At 45.8% G+C, this 22,798-nt stretch carries 11 protein-coding genes and 1 pseudogene; 6 read left to right on the plus strand and 6 right to left on the minus strand.

Annotated elements, in window-relative coordinates:
* The first annotated feature begins 6 nt into the window (after positions 1-6).
* Together tatC and ACNOGP_RS08435 are read left to right on the plus strand one after the other, a co-directional pair.
* On the plus strand, positions 7-831 hold the full coding sequence (tatC, locus tag ACNOGP_RS08430) for a twin-arginine translocase subunit TatC (RefSeq protein ID WP_186966756.1): 825 nt from the start codon (positions 7-9) through the stop codon (positions 829-831).
* Entirely contained in the window at positions 806-4,213 is a 3,408-nt protein-coding gene (locus ACNOGP_RS08435) for an AAA domain-containing protein (protein WP_418214542.1), read from the plus strand. The genes tatC and ACNOGP_RS08435 overlap by 26 nt, the downstream gene beginning before the upstream one ends.
* Positions 4,214-4,609: 396 nt before the next feature.
* Here the strand turns inward: ACNOGP_RS08435 and ACNOGP_RS08440 are convergent, their stop codons facing one another.
* The 3 genes from ACNOGP_RS08440 to ACNOGP_RS08450 all read right to left on the minus strand — a co-directional run bounded on the left by ACNOGP_RS08440 (position 4,610) and on the right by ACNOGP_RS08450 (position 8,709).
* Positions 4,610-6,058: an MFS transporter gene (locus tag ACNOGP_RS08440; RefSeq protein ID WP_007764791.1), complete on the minus strand. Its 1,449-nt coding sequence runs from the start codon at positions 6,056-6,058 to the stop codon at positions 4,610-4,612.
* A 292-nt stretch (positions 6,059-6,350) separates the two neighbouring features.
* Positions 6,351-7,271: a 5-dehydro-4-deoxy-D-glucuronate isomerase gene (gene kduI, locus ACNOGP_RS08445; RefSeq protein WP_007764793.1), complete on the minus strand. Its 921-nt coding sequence runs from the start codon at positions 7,269-7,271 to the stop codon at positions 6,351-6,353.
* Positions 7,272-7,308: 37 nt separating this feature from the next.
* Positions 7,309-8,709 carry a PTS galactitol transporter subunit IIC gene (locus ACNOGP_RS08450; protein ID WP_007751151.1) on the minus strand — a complete coding sequence of 467 codons (1,401 nt, stop codon included), beginning with the start codon at positions 8,707-8,709 and terminating at the stop codon, positions 7,309-7,311.
* A 299-nt stretch (positions 8,710-9,008) separates the two neighbouring features.
* On the opposite strand from ACNOGP_RS08450, the pseudogene ACNOGP_RS08455 reads away from it, so the two are divergent.
* From ACNOGP_RS08455 to ACNOGP_RS08470, 4 genes and pseudogenes are all read left to right on the plus strand, one after another.
* Positions 9,009-10,202: pseudogene (locus ACNOGP_RS08455) on the plus strand (glycoside hydrolase family 88 protein); the annotation flags it as partial.
* Positions 10,176-11,111, plus strand: a complete 936-nt coding sequence (locus ACNOGP_RS08460) for a pectinesterase family protein (protein WP_055278523.1) — start codon at positions 10,176-10,178, stop codon at positions 11,109-11,111. The pseudogene ACNOGP_RS08455 and the gene ACNOGP_RS08460, both read left to right, overlap by 27 nt.
* 402 nt (positions 11,112-11,513) lie before the next feature.
* On the plus strand, positions 11,514-13,256 hold the full coding sequence (locus tag ACNOGP_RS08465) for a pectinesterase family protein (RefSeq protein ID WP_418214543.1): 1,743 nt from the start codon (positions 11,514-11,516) through the stop codon (positions 13,254-13,256).
* A 90-nt stretch (positions 13,257-13,346) separates the two neighbouring features.
* Positions 13,347-17,918 carry a two-component regulator propeller domain-containing protein gene (locus ACNOGP_RS08470; RefSeq protein ID WP_418214544.1) on the plus strand — a complete coding sequence of 1,524 codons (4,572 nt, stop codon included), beginning with the start codon at positions 13,347-13,349 and terminating at the stop codon, positions 17,916-17,918.
* A 127-nt stretch (positions 17,919-18,045) separates the two neighbouring features.
* Here ACNOGP_RS08470 and ACNOGP_RS08475 read toward each other — a convergent pair whose 3' ends face one another.
* The 3 genes from ACNOGP_RS08475 to ACNOGP_RS08485 are packed head-to-tail and all read right to left on the minus strand — an operon-like array spanning position 18,046 to position 22,780.
* Positions 18,046-19,512 carry a pectate lyase gene (locus ACNOGP_RS08475; protein WP_418214545.1) on the minus strand — a complete coding sequence of 489 codons (1,467 nt, stop codon included), beginning with the start codon at positions 19,510-19,512 and terminating at the stop codon, positions 18,046-18,048.
* Between the two features lie 8 nt (positions 19,513-19,520).
* Positions 19,521-21,143 carry a pectate lyase gene (locus ACNOGP_RS08480; RefSeq protein WP_418214546.1) on the minus strand — a complete coding sequence of 541 codons (1,623 nt, stop codon included), beginning with the start codon at positions 21,141-21,143 and terminating at the stop codon, positions 19,521-19,523.
* A 44-nt stretch (positions 21,144-21,187) separates the two neighbouring features.
* On the minus strand, positions 21,188-22,780 hold the full coding sequence (locus ACNOGP_RS08485; protein ID WP_418214547.1) for a pectinesterase family protein: 1,593 nt from the start codon (positions 22,778-22,780) through the stop codon (positions 21,188-21,190).
* Between the last annotated feature and the right edge of the window lie 18 nt (positions 22,781-22,798).

Raw genomic sequence — 22,798 nt, forward strand, 5'->3', positions numbered from 1 at the left:
GTACGGATGGCAGAAATGACCTTTTGGGATCATTTGGATGAACTGCGCAAGGTACTTTTCCGGGTGATCGGAGTTTGGTTTGTATTGGCAATAGGTTATTTTATTGCCATGCCTTATCTTTTTGATCATGTGATATTGGCGCCTTGCCACAATGATTTCATATTCTACGATTTATTACGGCATATCGGTCGGGCGCTTGATTTGACCGATGATTTCTTCACACAAGAATTTCAAGTGAAGCTGGTCAATATTAACTTGGCGGCTCCTTTCTTTATACATATGTCGACAGCCTTTTGGATGTCGGTAGTCACTGCCATGCCTTATCTTTTCTTTGAAGTATGGCGCTTTATCGGTCCTGCCCTTTATCCCAATGAAAAGAAAGGAGTGCGTAAAGCTCTGACAGTTGGAACGGTGATGTTCTTTGTCGGTGTTTTGCTGGGTTACTTTATGGTTTATCCGTTGACGCTCCGTTTTCTTTCCACCTATCAGTTGAGTGCGGAAGTGGAGAATATTCTGTCGCTCAATTCCTATATCGACAATTTTATGATGTTGGTACTCTGTATGGGGCTGGCTTTTGAGTTGCCGTTAGTGACCTGGTTGCTATCCCTGCTGGGAATAGTCAATAAGTCTTTCTTGCGGAAATACCGTCGCCATGCGATTGTCGTCATTGTGATAGCTGCTGCCATTATTACTCCGACAGGCGATCCGTTTACATTGAGTGTTGTCGCTATTCCGCTTTATCTGCTATACGAAATGAGTATCCTGATGATAAAGGATAAGAAGAAAACCGAAGAGGAAATAGAAGATGAAATTGCCCTGTCAGAAGAGTGAAGCGATAGAATCTTATGAATTACTTTTAGCAGTCTGCAAGGCGGGAGAGGATGAACTGACCGTTGGTTACAAGCAGATGCGCGACTTGCTCGAACGTATTTGCCGGGCGCAAATGCAGAGCGGCAGTTTGCAAATGACCGACCTCTCGGCACGAATCAGTTTTATTGCCGCCAAGACCGGACTTTCGGTAGGAGAGCAGAACCGGCTTCATACTTTCCGCCTGACTTCCAATCAAATCCTGAACCGCCGTTTCGAACCGAACAGGGAAAACCTCTTGCGGGATGTTAAAACACTGGCCTTTCTGATCCGCAAACTTTCGGGAGAAAATATTCCGGATGAGTTATACCGTTTGCTTCCCCGTGCGGACGCTACCTATCTGGTTGCCCCTCCTGCCCGTGAACGAGTCCGGCGAATGCGTGTCTGTTTTCAATATGCGGACGAACAATATCTGTATGTGACTCCTTTGGACGAAGTCTCGGAAAAGCCCTATCTTGTCCGCTATAATATACCTCAAATAAACGAAGAGTTTGCAGAAACCTGTAAGCTGCTTTGGCAACATGCCCAGGTGAATCTGCTTGACGTTGCGATAGATGAGGCGGGAATCCTTACCCCTTCTTTCATCGTTCTCGAACCGGATTATCTGATTGATATCAGTTCGCTTGCAGAGTGTTTCCGCGATTACGGACACCATCCGGGAAACTACTTCCTTTCCCGAATGCAACCGATTGAGAATGCCCGTCCCCTGTTACTGGGAAATATTGCCAATCTCTTTCTGGATGAATGGATTCATGCGCCGAACGAGGATATTGATTATCGGACTTGTATGCAAAAGGCTTTCCGCCGCTATCCCATCGAATTGGCGGCTTGCCCCGATTTGCGGGACAGAGAGAAGGAGCGGCAATTCTTTGATGATTGCAAATTACATTTCGAGCATATCCGCGAAACGGTGAATGATACTTTTCATGCTGCCGGATACGAATTGGACAAGACGGATGCGGTGCTTGAACCTTCTTATATCTGCGAAGCGCTCGGACTGCAAGGCCGCCTTGATTATATGCAACGGGATATGTCCTCCTTCATCGAAATGAAATCGGGTAAGGCTGACGAGTACGCTATCCGTGGCAAGGTGGAACCGAAAGAGAACAACAAGGTGCAGATGTTGCTTTATCAGGCAGTATTGCAATACTCTATGGGGATGGATCACCGGAAAGTAAAAGCCTATTTGCTTTATACCCGTTATCCGCTTCTTTACCCTTCACGGCCTTCTTGGGCAATGGTGCGCCGTGTGATTGACTTGCGCAACCGGATTGTAGCCGATGAATATGGTATCCAGTTGCATAACAATCCGGAATATACCGCACGGAAGTTAGATGAGATCAATGCTTCCACACTGAATGAACGTGGCTTGCGAGGACGTTTCTGGGAAACCTATTTGCGGCCGCCCATTGATCGCTTTCAGGAGAAGTTGCAGAGGCTTTCCGCCATAGAAAAGAGCTATTTTTATGCGGTCTATAATTTTCTGACGAAAGAACTTTATACTTCTAAGTCCGGTGATGTGGATTATGAAGGGCGTACGGGTGCAGCTTCCTTGTGGCTTTCCACATTGGCCGAGAAATGCGAAGCCGGTGAGATTATCTATAATTTGCGGATTCGTGAAAATCATGCCGCCGACGAGCATAAAGCTTATTTATTATTGGTACGTTCCGATCTAGAAGAAAAGGAACTGCCGGAGACAGTGGGGGACAATGATATACAAAACGTACTTCCTAATTTCCGTCAAGGTGACGCCATTATCCTCTATGAACGAAACTGCGGGACGGATAACGTAACCAATAAAATGGTATTCAAGGGTAATATCGAACATCTGACCGATCATGAAATAGGTATCCGCCTTCGGGCTACACAGCAGAATCCTTCGGTGCTCCCTGCCGATAGCCTTTATGCGATAGAACATGACACGATGGATACGACATTCCGCTCCATGTATCAAGGATTGTACGCTTATCTCTCTGCAACACAGGAACGTCGCGACTTATTGCTGGCACAGCGTCCGCCGAAGTTCGACGAATCATTGGATTCTCTTGTTTCACAGGCGAAAGACGACTTCACCCGTGTCGCATTGAAAGCGAAAGCCGCGCAAGATTATTTTCTTCTTATCGGTCCTCCGGGAACCGGAAAGACCTCTTGTGCCTTAAAGAAGATGGTTGAAACATTCCATGCGGATAAAGGCGCTCAAATCCTCCTGCTTTCGTATACGAACCGGGCTGTCGACGAGATATGCAAATCGCTTGCTTCCATTCGTCCTGTCGTTGATTTTATCCGTGTGGGAAGTGAATTGTCGTGCGACGAGACTTACCGCACTCATCTGATAGAAAACGAGTTGGCCTCCTGCAACCGCCGTTCGGAAGTTTACGAGCGTATTCGGAGTTGCCGCATCATTGTAGGAACCGTAGCGGCCATTTCCGGCAAACCGGAATTGTTCCGTCTGAAACATTTTAATGTTGCCATTATAGATGAAGCTACCCAGATATTGGAACCTCAGCTATTAGGCATTCTTTGTGCACGTGGCGAAGAGGGTGGGAATGCCATTGATAAATTTATCCTGATTGGCGACCATAAGCAACTTCCTGCCGTTGTGCTGCAAAGTTCTGAACAGTCCGCTATCTACGAGGAGTCCTTGCTGTCTATCGGACTGACCAACTTGAAAGATTCCCTGTTTGAACGTCTCTACCGCAACTGCACCGCTCGTCAGTCATCCCTGACCTCTCATCCTTCCTACGATATGCTTTGCCGTCAAGGTCGTATGCATCCCGAAGTGGCTCTATTTGCCAACCGTGCTTTTTATGGAGGGCGTCTGATTCCCGTCGGATTGCCTCACCAACTGGAAGACTCCGATACTGTTTGTCGTCTGGCTTTTTATCCTTCCGTACCGGAGAAGACAGGAACATCTACGAAAATAAACCATTCGGAAGCCCGTATTGTAGCGGATCTGGTTGCCCGTATCTATGAGGATTGCCGGACAGATTTCGATGAGGCGCGTACGTTGGGAATCATTACCCCTTACAGAAGTCAGATAGCACTGATTAAAAAAGAAATAGCCGCATTGGGCATTCCGGCTCTGAACCGGATTATGGTTGATACTGTCGAGCGTTTTCAAGGGAGCGAACGGGATGTAATCATCTATTCCTGTTGCATCAACAGTTATTTTCAATTAAAGTTTGTATCGAATTTAACAGAAGAAGACGGTACGCTGATTGATCGTAAACTGAATGTAGCTCTTACCCGTGCGCGAAAACAGATGTTTGTGACAGGAGTCCCTAAGTATCTGAAGTCCAATCCACTCTACGAAAGTTTATTAAATTTAATGGAGTATAAGGAGTGATTTGCTAATTTTTGCAGATGTTAGTTTTTATTCTCTCTTTATGCGATTCATTAACACCTCTATGTTGAACAAACGCCTATATTTGCAGCACGTTTTTTTCATAGAGATTTAGATTTAAGGTTAGAAGAATTGTGGAAGTCGTGAGACTTCCCTTTTTTTCATCTTAACGTTTACTATTCTTCATTATGAGAATGCAATGACACTTCATCTCAAGTGTTGCAATTGGAAATATTGCAGGAAGATGGTGCAGAATAAGTAAACCTAAAAAGCCTTCTTCGTGAGAAGAGGCTTTTTTATTTTTCCTTTTTCAAAGAAATTTATTGTTAATACACAAGAGAGAGGGGGAACTCGCGATGAGTTCCCCCTCTTGTTTGTTATCTAACGTAAGTGGATGAATTAATCCAATACGATAGGTTTGTATTTCGGAACTAATGCTTTCATAATCACCCATCCGAGTAAGTAAGATACTGCACAGATACAGAACATGATGAAATATCCGGCAGGTTTGCCTTCAAATCCCATGAATGTCATGTGAGTTTCGTCAGCATGCACAAATAATACGCCCGCACCGTATTGCATAAGCATAGAACCTACGCCACCGGCCATACCGCCGATACCTGTAATACTTGCAATTGCGGTTTTGGGGAACATATCGCCCACCGTAGAGAAGATATTGGCCGACCATGATTGGTGAGCCGCTCCACCGATACCGATTAAAATAACCGGGAACCACGGAGAAAGTGTTCCTAACGGCTGTGCCAACAATACTACCAATGGGAAGAATGCGAAAATCAACATCGCTTTCATACGGGCAGCATACGGGTTCATACCTGTCTTATTAATAAAGATAGTCGGAAGTTTACCACCGTAGATAGACAACATGGTCACCGCATACAACGTGAAAATCAATGCCATACCCAATCCATCGGATGTCTTAATATCAAATTGGGTGTTCAGATAAGACGGAGTCCAGAACAGGAAGAACCACCACACACCGTCGGTCATAAACTTACCGGCGGCAAAAGCCCATGTCTGCTTGTATGTGAAGCATTGGAGGAAGCTCATTTTCTTTTCTTCCTTCACTTCTGCATTTGCGGGGATCTCACCTTCCTCAAACTTATCTTGTTCGATATAGTCCAATTCGGCTTTATTGACGTGCTTGCTCTTGTCGGGAGAAGTATACATGAATACCCACATTCCCATCCAGATAAAGCCGAGAGCACCGATAACGATAAAAGCCATTTCCCATCCCCAAGCCTTAGCGAGCAATGGGATAGATACGGGAGCGATCAGAGCACCGATAGAAGCACCGGCATTAAAAATGGAAGTTGCATAAGCGCGGTCTTTCTTCGGGAAATATTCGGCTGTTACTTTGATAGCTGCAGGGAAGTTACCGGCCTCACCAAGTGCAAGGATACAGCGTGCAGCCAGGAAACAGTACATACTTACGGTAGCCAGCACGACAACAACGTCTCCGGTAGCGGCCATCAGTTCGGCTGCGCTGTGCATACCTACGTATTGCTCGGTTACGATTCCGCAAAGTGCGTGCATACAAGCACCTGCCGACCATACGCCGATTGCCCAGAGATATCCTTTCTTGGTTCCCATCCAGTCGACAAAGCGTCCGGCAAACAACATGCAAATGGCATAGACAATAGAAAATACGGAAGTGATCGTACCATAGTGTACCTCATTCCAATGAAATTCCGGTTTGATAAATTCGTCCCAGGTCAATGAAAGAACCTGTCGGTCGAGATAATTGACTGTAGTAGCAAAGAATAGCATAGCACAGATAGTCCATCTGTAGTTTGTCATCTTTTCGCCTGTTTTTTGAAATGCATTCATGATAATGGATTTAAATAGATTTTGATTCGCTGACAAAGGTCGGTATTTCGACTGGATTTCATTTGTAAAAATTGGTCGAATTCATGTATTATCCGTTACATTATATATGTAATTTGTTTCAAAGGGGGCATCATAACGAATAATAAAACGCAAATTAACGCAGATTATCACAGAAGTAATTTTATAGGCCGTTGGTTAACCTATATATAATTAAAACAATCTGCGATAATTTGCGTTAATCTGCGTATTAACACATTCTCTTACTGATATGTGATTCAGAGCTGCGCAACGATTAGCGCATTTCTGTATATTTAATCTTGTCCATGTCTCCATAGTCCAGGTTCTCACCCGCCATACCCCAGATAAACATATAGTTGCTGGTTCCGGCAGCGGCGTGGATAGACCATTCCGGTGACATGATAGCCTGTTCGTTCTGCATCCAGACGATACGTTCTTCTTGCGGTTCGCCCATGAAGTGGCAGATTGCATTGCCTGCCGGTACGTTGAAGTAGAAATATGCTTCGATACGACGGCTGTGAGTATGTGCAGGCATTGTGTTCCATACGCTACCCGGTTTCAACTCTGTCAGTCCCATCTGCAATTGGCAAGGGCCTTCTTCAAGCACGTTATTGACAATCAGCTGGTTGATAACGCGGTCGTTGCTTTCTTCCATCTTTCCGGCAGGGAAAGAGTTCGCTTTCAGAGAACCTTTGCGTCCGTCGATTGTAATCAACTGAGTCTTGTATTCCTTGTGAGCAGTAGCCGAGTTGATGTAGAACTTAGCGGGATTGCTTGAATCTTTGCTCTTGAAAGTCACTTTCTGTTTGCCTCTACCTACGTACAAAGCATCTTTGAATTTCAATGTGTATTCTTTACCGTCTACGGTTACGATACCTTCACCGCCAATGTTGATAACACCCAGTTCGCGGCGTTCCAAAAAGAATTTAGCTTTCAGCGGGTCGATAGTTTCCAATACCAGCTCTTTAGTTGCAGGAACTGCTCCACCGAAGATAAAACGGTCATACATGGAATAAGTAACGTTGATTTCGTTCGGAACCATTACTTTTTCCATCAGGAAGCTACTACGCAGGCGGTTTGTATCATACGTTTTCACGTCTTGCGGATTGCAAGCCACTTGCATCTTGTAATTTACTTGGGCTGAAGCAGACATGGCTGCGATACCCAACATCATTGCAATTGCTAATCTTTTCATATTTCGAATTTTTATTGGATTATTATTATGTCATTGATTATTTGTTCTCTAATGCTTCTTTCGCATCTTTTCTAGTCATGCGGATACGGTTGTAAACAGCCATTCCGAGCGCAAGTATCACAAGGATAGCCGGGCCGACAATCTTCAGACTGTAAGTCAGGTGGAAGATACCCCAGCAGAAGAGACTAGAAGCGAAGTCGAGCGCACCGCCTTCAAAGCCTGCGGGAATATTTACTGTCGGGTCACCCGTAGCTGCATATACGTCTTTGGCAGCCAGTGTGAAGAATCCTGCCAGTTCTGTAACGAAGTACAGACCTACTATCAAGGCTACCAGACCGATGATGAATGATTTCACCACATTGCCTTTTGTGATAGGCAGAATCATCGGGAACAAGTAGAACATACCTGCCAGAGAAGCCAGCGGTAAGAAACGGTTGCCCGGAAGGATAACAGCCAGGAAGATAGTGACAGGAATCAAAAGCAGAGATACCACCAGTGTAGTAGGATGTCCGATCACCAAAGCGGGACTCATACCAATGCTTAAACCGGTGCTGTTCTTATATTTCTTGGCAATCAACTCGCGGGTAGCGTCGGAGATTGGTTTCAAACCTTCGATAAAGAGGCTGGTGATACGCGGAATCAATTCCATTACGGCTCCCATCTTGATACCCAATCCTAAAATGCCGGGAATGCTGTCCACTACTTCTTGCCAGCTTGCGCAACCCAGCGCTCCGATACCGCAACCGATTACGATACCCAGGAACAACGGTTCGCCCATCAGTCCGAATTTCTTTTTCATACCTTCCGAATCGATATTCAACTTATCGAATCCCGGAATCATATCAAGTAATTTATTGATAACAATAGCGAATGGAACAAAACTTTGGCAGAACGGCTGAGGGATAGAGATACCGTCCATCTTGTCATAAAACTTCTGGAAAGCGGGAGCAGTCATATCCGCCATTACAAGCGTGATGATGTAGCAGATGATAGCGGCGAAGAATCCCCAAAGAATACTGTCGGAAGCAAAATAAACGATCGCTCCGATAAAAGCGAAATGCCAGTAGTTCCAAAGGTCGATGTTGACAGTGCGTGTCGTTTTGGTAAGCAACATCAGCAAGTTGACTCCCAAACAAACCGGAATAATAAAAGCACCGACAGAGGTATTATAGGCTACTGCTGCCGCAGAAGGCCAACCCATGTCGAAAATACCCAATTCCAATCCGTAGATTTCTACCATTTTACTCAGTGCAGGACCCAGACTGCTGGTAAGCAACGCTGTGACTACCGACAAACCGACGAAACCGACACCTACTAATAAACCGCTTTTCAGCGCTTTCGGTAGTTTAATACCGATACATACTCCTAAGACTGTGAAAATGACCGGCATCATTACTGCCGCTCCAAGACCGATAATGTACTTGAATACTTCTTCCATTCTGTTCTTTTTTCTCTGTTTTAATGATATATTACTGTGTTTCCCCAGAGGGTATTAGTTGTAAACCGTGCCAAAAGTACGACCTTTTCCGCTTTCTTCCAAAACGAAACTCTTAATTTATCAGATATTGCATCAAAAATGGACATTTTTGACGTTTACGTGCACAAAATTAGTCGTTTCCGTGCACGAAAAACAAAAAATACACCTAGTTGACTAAAAAATCCCATAGGCTTTGGAGGAAAAGCGCTACTTTCGTACCGTGAAAAGACCTGAATGTTTAATCCTTAAAATAGCAATCCATGAGACGAACTCTCTTTTCTGATTTTTTTATATTGTTTTTATTCATAACAACCGTTCCTTTAGTCTTGTCGGCTCAGCAGGTAGACAGCAAATTGCCCTGGTCGGTGAGGATGACTGAATCGGAAATGATCCGTTGCCCCGAATCCTGGCAGCTTGATTTCCAGCCGAAGTTGAAGTGGGACTATTGTCACGGACTTGAATTGGGGGCTATGCTCGATGTATATGATGCGTATGGCGATAAGAAGATTCGTGATTACGCCATCGCTTACGCAGACACAATGGTACATGAAGACGGGACGATTACCGCTTATAAGCTGACCGATTACAGTCTCGATCGTATCAACTCCGGTAAAATCCTTTTCCGTATTTATGAGCAGACGAAGAATCCCAAGTATAAGAAAGCGCTCGACTTGCTTTACAGCCAGTTTGAAGGGCAGCCCCGCAATGCGGATGGCGGCTTCTGGCACAAGAAGATTTACCCGCATCAGATGTGGCTGGACGGCATTTATATGGGAGCTCCTTTCTACGCGGAATATGCGTTCCGCAATAATCTTCCGCAGGCTTATGCGGATGTAATCAATCAGTTTGTTACCTGTGCCCGCCACACATACGATCCAAAGAACGGGCTTTACCGTCATGCGGCGGACGTGAGCCGCACCGAACGTTGGGCGGATCCCGTCACGGGACAGTCCAAGCACACTTGGGGACGTGCGATGGGGTGGTATGCGATGGCTTTGGTTGATGCGCTGGAGTTTATTCCGCAGCATGAAGCCGGAAGAGATTCTCTGCTGGATATTTTGAATAATGTTGCCGTACAAGTGAAGAAACTTCAAGACCCGAAGACCGGAGGATGGTATCAGGTGATGGACAGAAGCGGGGATAAGGGGAATTATGTGGAATCTTCCTGCTCTGCTATGTTTATTTATTCCTTGTTCAAGGCGGTACGGCTGGGATATATTGATAAATCATATTTGAATGTGGCGTTGAAAGGCTATAAAGGTTTCCTGAATAATTTTATCGAAGTGGACAAGAATGGAGTGGTAACTGTCACGAAGGCTTGCGCGGTGGCAGGATTGGGAGGAAAAGTATACCGTTCAGGCGATTATGACTATTATATCAATGAAACGATTCGCAATAATGACCCGAAGGCGGTAGGTCCGTTCATAATGGCGAGTCTGGAATATGAACGTCTTTTGCCCTATGAGCAACAGCAAAAGCAAGACACGTTGGTTGTGTCACGTGATGGAACGGGTAAATATCGTAATATTCAGGACGCTGTGGAGGCGGTACGCGCCTTTATGGATTATACGGTGACTATCTATATAAAGAAAGGGGTATATAAAGAAAAGCTAGTGATTCCTTCGTGGGTGAAGAACGTGCAACTGGTAGGTGAAGATCCCGAAAAGACGATTATTACGTACGATGATCATGCCAATATCAATAAGATGGGGACATTCCGTACCTACACTGTGAAAGTGGAGGGTAGTGATATCACTTTCAAGGACTTGACGATTGAGAATAATGCCGCTCCTTTGGGGCAGGCAGTTGCCCTCCATACCGAAGGAGACCGGCTGATGTTTGTCGGCTGCCGCTTTCTTGGAAATCAAGATACCATTTATACAGGCTCGGAGGGTAGCCGTTTGTTGTTTACCAACTGTTATATAGAAGGTACTACCGATTTTATCTTCGGTCCTTCCACTGCACTTTTTGAGTATTGCGAGCTGCATAGCAAACGTGATTCGTATATCACTGCCGCTTCGACTCCTCAAAATGAAGAATTCGGCTATGTCTTTAAAAACTGCAAGCTGACGGCTGCCCCTGGAGTGAAAAAGGTCTATTTAGGCCGTCCTTGGCGTCCGTATGCCGCTACGGCTTTTATTAATTGTGAGTTTGGCGGACATATCCGTCCCGAAGGTTGGCATAATTGGAAGAATCCGGAGAATGAGAGAACAGCCCGTTATGCGGAATTTGGAAACACAGGAGACGGTGCGGATACATCGGGACGCGTGGCATGGAGCAAACAGCTTACAAAGAAGGAAGCCTTGAGGTATACACCGGAGAATATTTTCAAAGAAAATAGCAATTGGTATCCTTACAAGTAAGAGAAATGGGGTAAACGGTCCTTTGCCGGCTTGTTTCCACTTGTTTCGCCACAGCGAACTTTTTGTTTCACGGCATGAAACTTCGGTTTCATCGGCGTGAAACTGTAGTTTCACCGGTGAGAAACTCTAGTTTCATCAGTGGGAAACTTTAGTTTCAAGCGCTTGAAACTTTCTGTTCGGCTGCTTGAAACTCTTTGCTTTGTACCGGCAAACACTTAGCTTTACGGTGATAAGCGTTTGGCTTCACGGTGATAGGTGACAGATGGGTGATAGGTTGGTTATGAGGATCTGTCACCACCTTACTGTTTGATAATAAGCAGTTTGACTATCGAAGGTAATAGGTGATAGAGGAAAACGTTTTTTTTGTATGTAGGAGAGTAGTATAATTAAAGTAAGATAAGTATGAAAATACAAGGAAATAAAATGATATGGCTGCTGGCGGCGGCTTTTATTCTTTTGTCTGCATTCCGTGCGGATAAACCTGTTGTCACTATCTTTATGATCGGTGATTCGACGATGGCAAATAAAAAGATGGATGGGGGAAATCCCGAAAGGGGATGGGGAATGATGCTTCCCGGTTTCTTTTCCGAAGATGTACGGATAGACAATCATGCCGCCAACGGGCGCAGTTCCAAAAGCTTTATTTCTGAAGGACGTTGGGAAAAAGTGATTTCTAAAGTGAAGAAAGGAGATTATGTCTTTATTCAGTTCGGGCATAATGATGAAAAAGCGGATTCTACCCGTCATACCGATCCGGGAACTACTTTCGACGATAATCTCCGTCGGTTTGTCAACGAAACCCGTGCGAAAGGCGGTATCCCCGTACTATTCAATTCCATCGTCCGCCGTAACTTTGTTCAGCCAAAAGACGCTTCTATTGCGAAAGACATCCGACGGATACCCGGTACATCCAAAGAGCAGCCCAAAGAAGGAACCGTTCTGTTCGATACTCATGGGGCATATCTGGACTCTCCCCGCAATGTTGCCAAAGAGTTGGGAGTGACCTTCATCGACTTGAATAAAATCACGCACGACTTGGTGCAGGGACTTGGTCCCGTAGAGTCGAAAAAGCTGTTCATGTTTGTAGAACCCAATCGGGTTCCGGCCTTTCCGAAAGGACGTGAGGACAATACTCATTTGAATATCTATGGGGCAAGAACCGTAGCGGGATTGGCGGTGGAAGCCATCGGCAAAGAAATTCCAGAATTGGCGAAATATATCCGTCATTATAATTATGTGGTGGCGCAAGACGGCAGCGGTGATTTCTTCACTGTGCAGGAAGCCGTTAATGCTGTCCCCGACTTTCGCAAAAATGTACGTACCACAATCCTTGTCCGCAAAGGCACTTACAAAGAAAAGATAATCATCCCCGAAAGTAAGATTAATATCTCCCTGATTGGCGAAGATGGTACGATACTGACCAATGACGATTTCGCGAATAAGAAGAACGTATTCGGTGAGAACATGGGAACTTCCGGTTCGTCCAGCTGTTACATCTATGCTCCTGATTTTTATGCCGAGAATATCACCTTCGAGAACTCTGCGGGTCCCGTGGGACAAGCCGTTGCCTGTTTTGTTTCTGCCGACCGTGCCTATTTTAAGAACTGTCGTTTTCTCGGCTTTCAGGATACACTCTACACGTACGGCAAGCAAAGCCGCCAATATTATGAGGACTGCTACATCGAAGGAACGGTCGATTTTATTTTCGGCTGGTCTACGGCTGTCTTCAACCGTTGCCGCATTCACAGCAAGGGGGATGGTTACGTCACTGCCCCTTCTACCGATAAAGGAAAGAAGTATGGCTACGTTTTCTACGACTGCCGGCTGACGGCTGATGCGGAAGCTACAAAGGTCTATTTGTCACGTCCCTGGCGACCTTATGCACAGGCTGTATTTATTCGCTGCGAACTGGGTAAACATATTCTTCCTGTCGGCTGGAATAATTGGGGTAAGAAGGAAAATGAAAAGACCGTCTTTTATGCCGAATATGACAGTAAGGGCGCAGGGGCCAATCCGCAAGCACGTGTGGCATTCTCCCGTCAGTTGAAAAATCTGAAAGGTTATGAGCCGGTAACAGTGCTGGCAGGAGACGATGGTTGGAATCCGGTGAGGGACGGAAATCGGTTGTTGGATGTGAAACGTTGATTATATCTCCCGATTCTGCAAAATAGCTGTTGAAGATAGCGCCAGAATGCAAGTATTTTTCTATCTTTACGGCACAGAATCGAGTGATATATGATAAAGAAAACCTTAATTTCCGTAATTCTATTGTTGGCTGTCGTATTCACGGCACATACACAGCAACATTGCTTCTTTACCCACTATTCTACAGAGGACGGATTGTCGCAGAACACGGTCATGAACATCCTTCAGGACCATAAAGACAATTTGTGGTTTGCTACTTGGGATGGTATCAACCGTTTTGACGGATACACTTTCAAGACCTATAAGGCACGTCAGGGAGATTACATCAGTCTGACCAATAACAGGGTGGACCGTATGTATGAGGATTGTTACGGTTTCCTCTGGCTGCTGACATACGACAACCGTGTCCATCGCTTCGATCCCAAAACGGAGACTTTCGAGCAAGTGCCCGCTGCGGGAGAAGAGGGGAGTACGTTCAATGTACATACCATTGAAGTAATGCCGAACGGGACTGTCTGGTTGCTGACCGACAATGACGGAGCGATCCGTATCCTGACCCATCCCGAAGAAAATAACCGCCTGACATGGGATATTTACTCTGGCAAGTCGGAATTGTTCCCTTCTTTCCATGTTTTTAAAGTCTATCAGGATAAAGCGGGAAACGATTGGCTGTTGACGGATAACGGATTGGGCTTGATTCGTCCTGGCACGCGGGAACCTGTTTCCTACTTTACGGAGACAAAAGGAAAGAACGGTGGCATGAACCAGGCTTTTTATGCGGCGCAGGAGAATGACGGACACATCCGTTTCGCTTCCGATCATGGACGCATCTGGTCTTATCGGAAAGAAGGTGGCGACTTTACGTTGTTTGAACTGCCTACGAAGAGCCGCATCACCTCCATTCACGAAGTCGCTCCGGATCAGACGGTGGTCACAACGGACTCGGATGGTTTCTTTACCTATCATCTGAAGACGAAAGCTGCCGTACATTATTCTTCTCTGACTTGCAAAGCGTTGCCCGACCGTCCGATTCTTTCGGCCTACGTAGACCGTTCTTCTGAAGTTTGGTTTGAACAGGAAGAACCGGGTGTCGTGGCTCATTTCAATCCGGCAACAGGAGCAGTCACCCGTGAACAGATTCTGATTGAATACAGTAATCCCGAACGTTCGCGTCCGGCTTTCCACATTTTTGAGGACGTGAACGGTTTCCTCTGGGTGCATCCGTACGGTGGCGGTTTCTCTTTCTTCGACCGGCAAAAAAGGCGTCTGGTTCCTTTCTATAATGAATTGGGCAGTCACGACTGGCGTTTCTCCAATAAGATTCACTCGGCTTTTTCTGATAAACAAGGCAACCTATGGCTTTGTACCCACTCCAAAGGATTGGAAAAGGTGACGTATCGCAATGTTCCCTTTTCGATGATGATTCCCGTATTGCACGAGCATGAATCGCTGCATAACGAGGTGCGTGCTTTGTGCGAAGATAAATTGGGTAACCTGTGGGTGGGGTTGAAAGACGGTATGCTCCGTCTGTATGATGTCCGCAGAACGTACAAAGGTTATCTGACGGAGAACGGTACTGTCTCTACCACCGGTACTCCGATGAGGGGAACCGCCTATTTCGTCATTCAGGATTCAAAAGGTATCATCTGGATTGCGACGAAAGGTGACGGACTGATCCGTGCCGAGTCCACCTCTCCGGACGGTATGTCCTACAAGCTGACCCGCTATCTTCATCAGGAGGATGATATGTACAGTTTGAGTGATAATAACGTGTATTGTGTGTACGAAGACCATCACGGGCGTATTTGGGTAGCTACTTTTGGCGGAGGTGTCAATTATATCACGGAGGACAAGGACCGGAAGACTTTGTTTATCAATCATCGTAATAATCTGAAAGGTTATCCTATCGACCCTTGCTATAAGGCTCGCTTTATTACTTCCGACAATAACGGCCGCCTGTGGGTGGGGACTACTACGGGGGCTATCGCTTTCGACGAGAACTTTGAAAAACCGGAAGAGGTGGAGTTCCATCATTTCTCCCGTGTGCCGAACGACACGCAAAGCTTGAGCAACAATGACGTGCATTGGATTATCCCTACTCAAAATAAGGAACTTTATCTGGGAACATTCGGCGGCGGTCTCAACAAACTGGTATCTATCGACAAAGACGGTCATGCTAAATTCGAGTCCTATTCGGTGCAGGATGGGCTTTCTTCGGATATCCTGCTTTCCATCCGCGAAGACCATAAACGGAATCTATGGATCAGTACGGAGAACGGGCTTTGCAAGTTCAGTCCGTCGGAAGAACGCTTCGAGAGTTTTGATGAACGCAGCATTACTTTTCCGGTGCGTTTCAGTGAGGCGGCCTCTACGCTGACTGCCAAAGGAAGTATGCTTTTCGGCGCCAGTGGCGGTGTCTTTATTTTCAATCCGGATTCTATTCACAAGAGCAGCTATGTTCCGTCTATCGTATTCTCCAAGTTGACGGTAGCCAATGAAGACGTCGTACCCGGAGACGGCTCGTTGCTGAAAGTGGATATTGATGATACAGACCGGTTAGTGCTTTCGCATGACGAGAACATCTTTTCCATTCATTTTGCGGCATTGGACTACACCAATCCGCAGAATGTGCAGTATTCATATATTCTGGACGGTTTTGAAAAGCAGTGGACGTTTGCCGACAAGCAGCGGAGTGTGACTTATACGAATCTTCCGAAAGGGAAATATGTGCTCCGTGTCCGTTCTACCAACAGCGACGGGGTGTGGGTGGAGAACGAACGTGCGTTGGATATAGTGATTCTTCCTTCATTTTGGGAGACTCCTGTGGCGTATGTGATGTATGTACTCTTTGTTTTGATTATTATCCTCGTGGCTGTTTATATTCTGTTCACGATCTATCGGTTGAAGCATGAGGTATCGGTAGAGCAGCAGATCTCGGATATTAAGTTGCGCTTCTTTACAAATATTTCCCACGAACTGCGTACGCCGCTTACGTTGATAGCCGGACCGGTGGAGCAGGTGCTGAAGAATGATAGATTGCCGGCCGACGCACGGGAGCAGTTGGTGGTGGTAGAAAGGAACACCAGTCGGATGCTTCGTCTCGTCAATCAGATATTGGACTTCCGCAAGATTCAGAACAAGAAGATGAAGATGCAGGTGCAGCGTGTGGATGTCGTGCCGTTCGTCCGTAAGGTGATGGATAACTTCGAGGCTGTCGCCGAAGAGCACCGGATTGATTTCTTGTTTGAGACGGAAAAGGAACATCTTTATCTTTGGGTGGATGCGGATAAGTTGGAGAAGATTGTGTTTAACTTGCTTTCCAATGCTTTTAAATATACGCCGAACGGGAAGATGATTACGATTTTTATCCGTGAGGATGAAGAAATCGTTTCCATCGGTGTACAGGATCAAGGTATCGGTATAGCCGAGAACAAGAAGAAATCGCTGTTTGTCCGTTTTGAGAATCTGGTGGATAAGAATCTTTTCAATCAGGCGAGCACGGGTATCGGGCTCTCGCTGGTGAAGGAACTCGTAGAGATGCATCAGGCTACTATCAGTGTTGACAGCCGTTTGGGAGAGGGCAGTTGTTTCAAAGTGGATTTCCTGAAAGGGAAAGAACATTATGATAAAGAGGTTGAGTTTATCCTCGAAGATACCGACGCTCCGATGGAAATGGGGCAGGTGGTGGATTTGGCAAATTCCTCCATTCAGTCCGAAAGGTTGGTTGCGGACGCGGAGGAGGTGGGGACCGCTTCTTCTGTGGAAGAAGAACAGGAAACGGAAGAGGGAAACGCTAAGGAACTGATGTTATTAGTGGAGGATAATCAAGAGTTGCGAGTATTTTTGCGTAGCATATTCGCTTCGAATTATCGGGTGGTGGAGGCTGCCGATGGTATGGAAGGATGGAGCAAGGCGTTGAAGTATGTACCGGATATTATTATCAGTGATGTCATGATGCCGGAGAAGGATGGTATTGAGATGACGCGTGAACTCCGGGCGGATATGACGACCAGCCATATACCTATTATCTTGTTGACGGCCAAGACTACGATCGAGAGTAAACTGGAGGGGTTGGAATATGGCGCGGATGATTACATAACGAAGCCTTTCAGTGCGACTTATTTGCAGGCGCGTGTGGAGAACTTGCTGTCGCAGCGGAAGAAGTTGCAGAGTTTCTATCGGGAGAATTTGCTGAATATACCGGTTGTGGACTCGAACGGTAGTTTGTCCGGTGTATCCACAACGTCCGAAACGGTTGTCGGGGGTACCTCCGAAGCACAGAAGAACGATGTGGACGGACAGGTGTCGGAGGTTCCGGTGATGTCTCCCAACGACCGTAAGTTTATGGATAAGTTGGTCGAACTGATGGAAAAGAATATGGATAACGGAGAGTTGGTTGTCGACGATCTGGTCAGTGAACTGGCAGTCAGCCGTTCGGTATTCTTTAAGAAACTGAAGACCTTGACAGGACTGGCGCCTATTGAGTTTATAAAGGAGATGCGTATGAAGCGTGCCGTGCAGTTGATAGAGACAGGGGAGTTTAATATGACGCAGATTTCGTATATGGTGGGTATTAATGATCCGCGATATTTCAGCAAGTGTTTCAAAGCGCAAGTGGGGATGACACCGACTGAATATAGAGATAAGAAACTGGGAAAATAGGATTTGTTTAAATACGGATTAACGTGAATTAACGCGGATTTTCGCAAAGATAAACTCTTTATCTGGAGCCTGATCTGCGAAAATCCGCGTTAATCCTGCGTTTTATCCGATTGTGGTATCGCGGAATTTACTTTTGAGGAAACAAGTGATTGACCAGGCTGTTCATGTAGACTTCCAGATTGGTGTATTCTTTGCTAAGTCCATAAACCGCCCCGTCAGCAGGATCATTCGGATTCAATCCGTTCTTTTTCTCCCATTCGTCAGGCATACCGTCACCGTCTGTGTCGGCAGGTGCGGCGGTTGTTTTATATTCTGGCCATCCGCCTACATCTTTCGGTTGGTCGATCATTCCGTTGGTGCTGCCATGAGAACCTTCGTAAGTATACTTCCCTTTCTTTGTTTCTTCCACGATGCGTTGGTCTACCGCATCACGGCGATAAGAAGCTCCGGCAAATTCGAGAACATCCTTGTACGCTTTCTTGGCAGGTTGCAATGAGGCGCGTTCGGCTATATCGAATATTTTGGAAGAGAGAACCTCGTCTTCGGGTGCGAATTCCTTTTTGATAACCAGTCCGTAAGCATTGTCCCGGTTCACTTTGTAGAGAGCTTCCTTTTGTTTGTCTGTCAGACTGGAGCAGGTAGGATCCATATAGTTGCCGTCAAAATAGAACACTCCGTGAACTCCGGCTTTATTATTGTTCTTTCCGTCATCGGCGTATGCGGTGAACAGGCGTTTGTAAGAACCTTTGGTGGCGCTGAAAGGACCCGGCTTGTAGTAGTTGTTGATGAAGTTGTACGAACCGCCTTCTCCCGCGTATGCTCCGTCACTGCCGTAATTGTATATCACGTTATTGAACAGGTCTACCTTTTCTTCTTCTGGCTTGCCGGTATAGCGGCTTCCGCAGAGACGCGGTGTGCGGTTGGTGTGGTGCGCCAGCAGATTGTGGTGAAAAGAAGCTCCTTGACCGCCCCATATACCTCCGTAGCCGTGTGCTCCTTTTTCATGAATGGAGTTGGCAAGGCTTTCGCTGATGATACACCATTGGAGGGTGAAGTTGCGGTTGTCATAGAATGTGGCGCATTCGTCCGTGCTCCAACTCATGGAGCAGTGGTCGATGATGATATTCTGATGCGCTTTCGTTCCGTTCATGGCATCGTCGCCTTTTTGCTTGATGTCAACTCCCATACGTGAACGGATAAAACGGACAATCACGTTGTCCGCTTGAATGGAGAATGTGTAGTTCTTCAGACATATACCATCGCCCGGTGCTGTCTGACCTGCAATAGTCAGGTCTCCGTTATTCACTTTCAATGATTTCTGGAGTTCAATGATCCCGCTGACCGCGAAAACAATGGTACGCGGACCTTTTTGATTGATAGCCCAGCGGAGTGTTCCCTTCGAACCGTCATCGGCTAAGGAGGTGACGGTGTAGACTGCGCCACCGGCACCGCCTGTGGTGTATTTACCGGCTCCATCGGCTCCGGGAAAGGCGGGGACTTTGGAGCGGTCGGGGGTAGAGGTAAGAACTGTGGCATTGGCTGCCAAAGAAACGATCAGCAACGTATATAGTGCTGTTAAAATTCTTTTGCTCATAGTCTTATTCAGTTACTAGTTGTAGGATATAATGAATTTACCAGGCTGTTAAGATATACTTCCAGATTGGTATACTCTTTACTTAGGTTGTATTTACTGCCGTCATTTTTGTCGTTCGGATTCAACCCGTTTTCCGTTTCCCAGCTGTCGGGGATACCGTCTCCATCTGTATCGGTCAAGGTAGAACGGGATTCGATATATTCCTCCCAGCCTTCAACATCCGTTTGAGTATCAATGAGACCTGAAAGTCCGCCTATTGAACCGGTATAAGTAACTGTTCCTTCCCGTGTTTCTTTGATGATACGTGTATCGATTTTGTCGGGGATATTGGAAGCACCGGCATAAGCCAATACGGATTGATAGGCTGTTTGGGCTTCTTGCATGAAGCGGTAATCCTGCCATAGTACGAATTGAGAGGAGGATAAGTACTGTTCTCTGTTTGGAACGATGATTACTATACCTTCTTTCACCTCATTGCCTTTTGCATTTACAACTTTCATTTTGAATGCGCTTTCGGAAGTGTTGTCAGCATTGGCAGCCGCTATTTCTTCTTGCTGATTGGTAGTCAATCCCGTAACGGTGTTGTCCATATAGTTTCCGTTGACATAGAATTTTCCGTAAATACCTGCCGCTTGGTTTTCTTCGTTTGCGTCCACTTCGTTATTGATGTAGGCGGTGAAGAGACGGCAATGAATTTCGGCTGAAACGGAAGCCGGTCCCGGTTTATAGTAATTGTTCATGAGATTGTAATAACCGCCTTGCGCGCCGTAGGCTCCTTCGCCTGTCCAGTTGTAGATTACATTATTGATAATGTCTACATTCTCCATCTCTTTCTTATTGGAATAACGGCTTCCGCAAAGGCGTGGAGTGCGGTTGCTGTGATGGGCTATCAGATTGTGGTGGAAAGTGGCGGGAGTTCCTCCCCACAGACCGCCATAGCCATGTTTTCCTTTACCATGAATCGAATTGGTAAGGCTTTCGCTGATGATACACCATTGCATGGTAAAATTGGAATTGCCATAGAATGATGCACATTCGTCCGTACTCCAGCTCATGGAACAATGATCGATTATGATATTCTTCTTACCGGGGTATTCTTTCTGATAACCATTCATCGCGTCGTCTTCTGTCTGAGTCTCATCTCCCATACGTGAACGGATAAAGCGGATGATGACGTTGTCTGCACTGATATTCAGGGTGTTTCCTTTTAAGCAGATTCCCGGTTTGGGGGCTGTTTGTCCGGCAATGGTTATATCTCCGTTCTTGATTTGCAGTTTTTTGGTCAGGGAAATCACTCCGCCTACTGCGAAAACGATCGTTCGCTTTCCCGGTTGTTCTACAGCCCAGCGCAATGTGCCTTCCGAACCGTCATCGGCTAGAGAGGTAACCGTGTAGACAGTTCCTCCCGCACCTCCGGTTGTGTATTTTCCCGCACCTTCGGCACCGGGAAATGAAGCGATCCGTGAACGGTCAGGAGCGGAATATTCGGGTAGATTGTTGATATATTCATTATCGGTCTCACCTCCTGTTTGTTCGTTACTCTGTCCGTTTTCCTCATCACTGCATGCTATGGTGAAGAAAGATAGGGAGGTCAACAACAGACCGATTATATAAAGATTGCGTATATACATTGTTTTATGTGCTTTTTCGGTAAATGATTATTTGACAAATATAATTAATCTTCGCTCAATCCACCATATCTATTAACGGATTTAACCGTGTAAGTGGCGTCTTGGTCTTCTATTTCATAAAAGGTGTCTATTGTCTGTCCATCGTAGACTCCATCTTTGAATATCACGTAACAAATAGCGTTCGTTACTTTATCCCAATTCAGGGTAGCTCCGTTTTTGCTAACTTCCGGAGTGGCGGTTTTCTGCATATAAAGTTTGGGATTCCAGCCATCTTTGCTTTGGATGATATTTTCGTATGTATAGCGGGCGGCTTCTTCTGCTGTGAGGGTTGTTTTGGTGTACTCTCCAGCGTTATAGTGCGTTCTTCTTTCGCTAGTGTCAACGGGGTTACCATCCGCATCTGTAGTGTTGTATTCAGCGTATAGTTTAGGAAGCGTACTCATGTCTTCCCAGCCAGCCGGAGTTATGTTTATTTTTAATTTTGTATCGATGAATACAGTAAGCGGACTGTTTTGCCAAGGACGACCAAATACTGTAGAATTATTGGCTGCTTCTTCACCATCCACGATACAGTTTTTGATGACATATCCCCATTCGGTTCCTTCTACATGAGATCCGGCAGTTATTTTGCTTTGCTGGTCTACATTATAAAAGGTGGAATTCTCTATCACAATATTTCCTCCACCGTATACGTAGTCTACGCAGCCTTCTATCCAGCAATCTGTTGCGTAGTTCCGCATATTGATATTGCTTGATGAGCCGGATGTGTAGTTTCTTGTCCACCAAGTATCCTGATAGGAACGGAGACGGCAATGATTAAAAGCGATTCGGTCTGCTCTGGTAATCATTGCATCTGCTTGCGGTCCTCTGTTGCCCCGTTCGTCGGTTCCCCATTTATTCTCAAAAGAGATGTTTTCGGCATAAAAGTCGGTTGCTTGAAGTACGGTTGCTCCGTCTTGAGTGATAATGGATGCGTTAGCAGGATTACGGCTTGAGTAAGGCCATCCGGCATTATTTTCATCAGTAGTGCGGTTCATTTTGTAGGTAATGACTGTCTTTTCCCAGTCCTGTCCGATGAGATGTATGAAGGGTTTATTACTGTTTACATTCACTAGCTCTTCATACGTACCATTGGTTATGAATATCAGATAGGGTTGGGTTTGATTAGTTGGTGCTGCATTGATTGCTGCCTGCACGGAAGTATAGTCACCTTTGCCATTTTTATCGACTACCGCATCAAATAGTTTCATGGTTGGAACCAACGGAAAGTTTAAAGTGATCCCTTCGAAACTTTGTCCATAGAAGTCAGTCAAAGCCCCTTCCGGAATATCCAAAGTGAGTTTTGTTGCAGTAGGCAGGTCGAAATGGCAATACACTATATTGTTAGTGATAATCACTCTGACCGCTTCGCCGTTCATTGAGATGGTAGAACCCGCTGTCTGACGTACATTCTTGTTGAAAGTCAGCTGTACTGTGCCTGTTTCCGCTATTTCAGAACCATTATCAGGTGTGTAGGACAATAGCGTTAATACGCTATTGTCTGTTGTGTTATCATCATCTTTGCACGCTTGTACTGCGAACAGGAGCATGAGAGAGAGGATGTATGTACTGATTGTATAAATATATCTTTTATTCATGGTTATTCGTTTTTTAAG

It is taken from the genome of Bacteroides difficilis, assembly GCF_048319815.1.
Taxonomy (GTDB): domain Bacteria; phylum Bacteroidota; class Bacteroidia; order Bacteroidales; family Bacteroidaceae; genus Bacteroides; species Bacteroides zhangwenhongii.

Excerpts from the sequence above, each read along its gene's own strand:
- ACNOGP_RS08440 (WP_007764791.1), bottom strand. The coding sequence starts at position 6,058 with ATGAATGCATTTCAAAAAACAGGCGAAAAGATGACAAACTACAGATGG.
- tatC (WP_186966756.1), top strand. The coding sequence starts at position 7 with ATGGCAGAAATGACCTTTTGGGATCATTTGGATGAACTGCGCAAGGTA.
- ACNOGP_RS08480 (WP_418214546.1), bottom strand. The coding sequence starts at position 21,143 with ATGTATATACGCAATCTTTATATAATCGGTCTGTTGTTGACCTCCCTA.
- ACNOGP_RS08470 (WP_418214544.1), top strand. The coding sequence starts at position 13,347 with ATGATAAAGAAAACCTTAATTTCCGTAATTCTATTGTTGGCTGTCGTA.
- ACNOGP_RS08475 (WP_418214545.1), bottom strand. The coding sequence starts at position 19,512 with ATGAGCAAAAGAATTTTAACAGCACTATATACGTTGCTGATCGTTTCT.
- ACNOGP_RS08435 (WP_418214542.1), top strand. The coding sequence starts at position 806 with ATGAAATTGCCCTGTCAGAAGAGTGAAGCGATAGAATCTTATGAATTA.
- ACNOGP_RS08485 (WP_418214547.1), bottom strand. The coding sequence starts at position 22,780 with ATGAATAAAAGATATATTTATACAATCAGTACATACATCCTCTCTCTC.
- ACNOGP_RS08450 (WP_007751151.1), bottom strand. The coding sequence starts at position 8,709 with ATGGAAGAAGTATTCAAGTACATTATCGGTCTTGGAGCGGCAGTAATG.
- ACNOGP_RS08465 (WP_418214543.1), top strand. The coding sequence starts at position 11,514 with ATGAAAATACAAGGAAATAAAATGATATGGCTGCTGGCGGCGGCTTTT.
- kduI (WP_007764793.1), bottom strand. The coding sequence starts at position 7,271 with ATGAAAAGATTAGCAATTGCAATGATGTTGGGTATCGCAGCCATGTCT.
- ACNOGP_RS08460 (WP_055278523.1), top strand. The coding sequence starts at position 10,176 with ATGGCGAGTCTGGAATATGAACGTCTTTTGCCCTATGAGCAACAGCAA.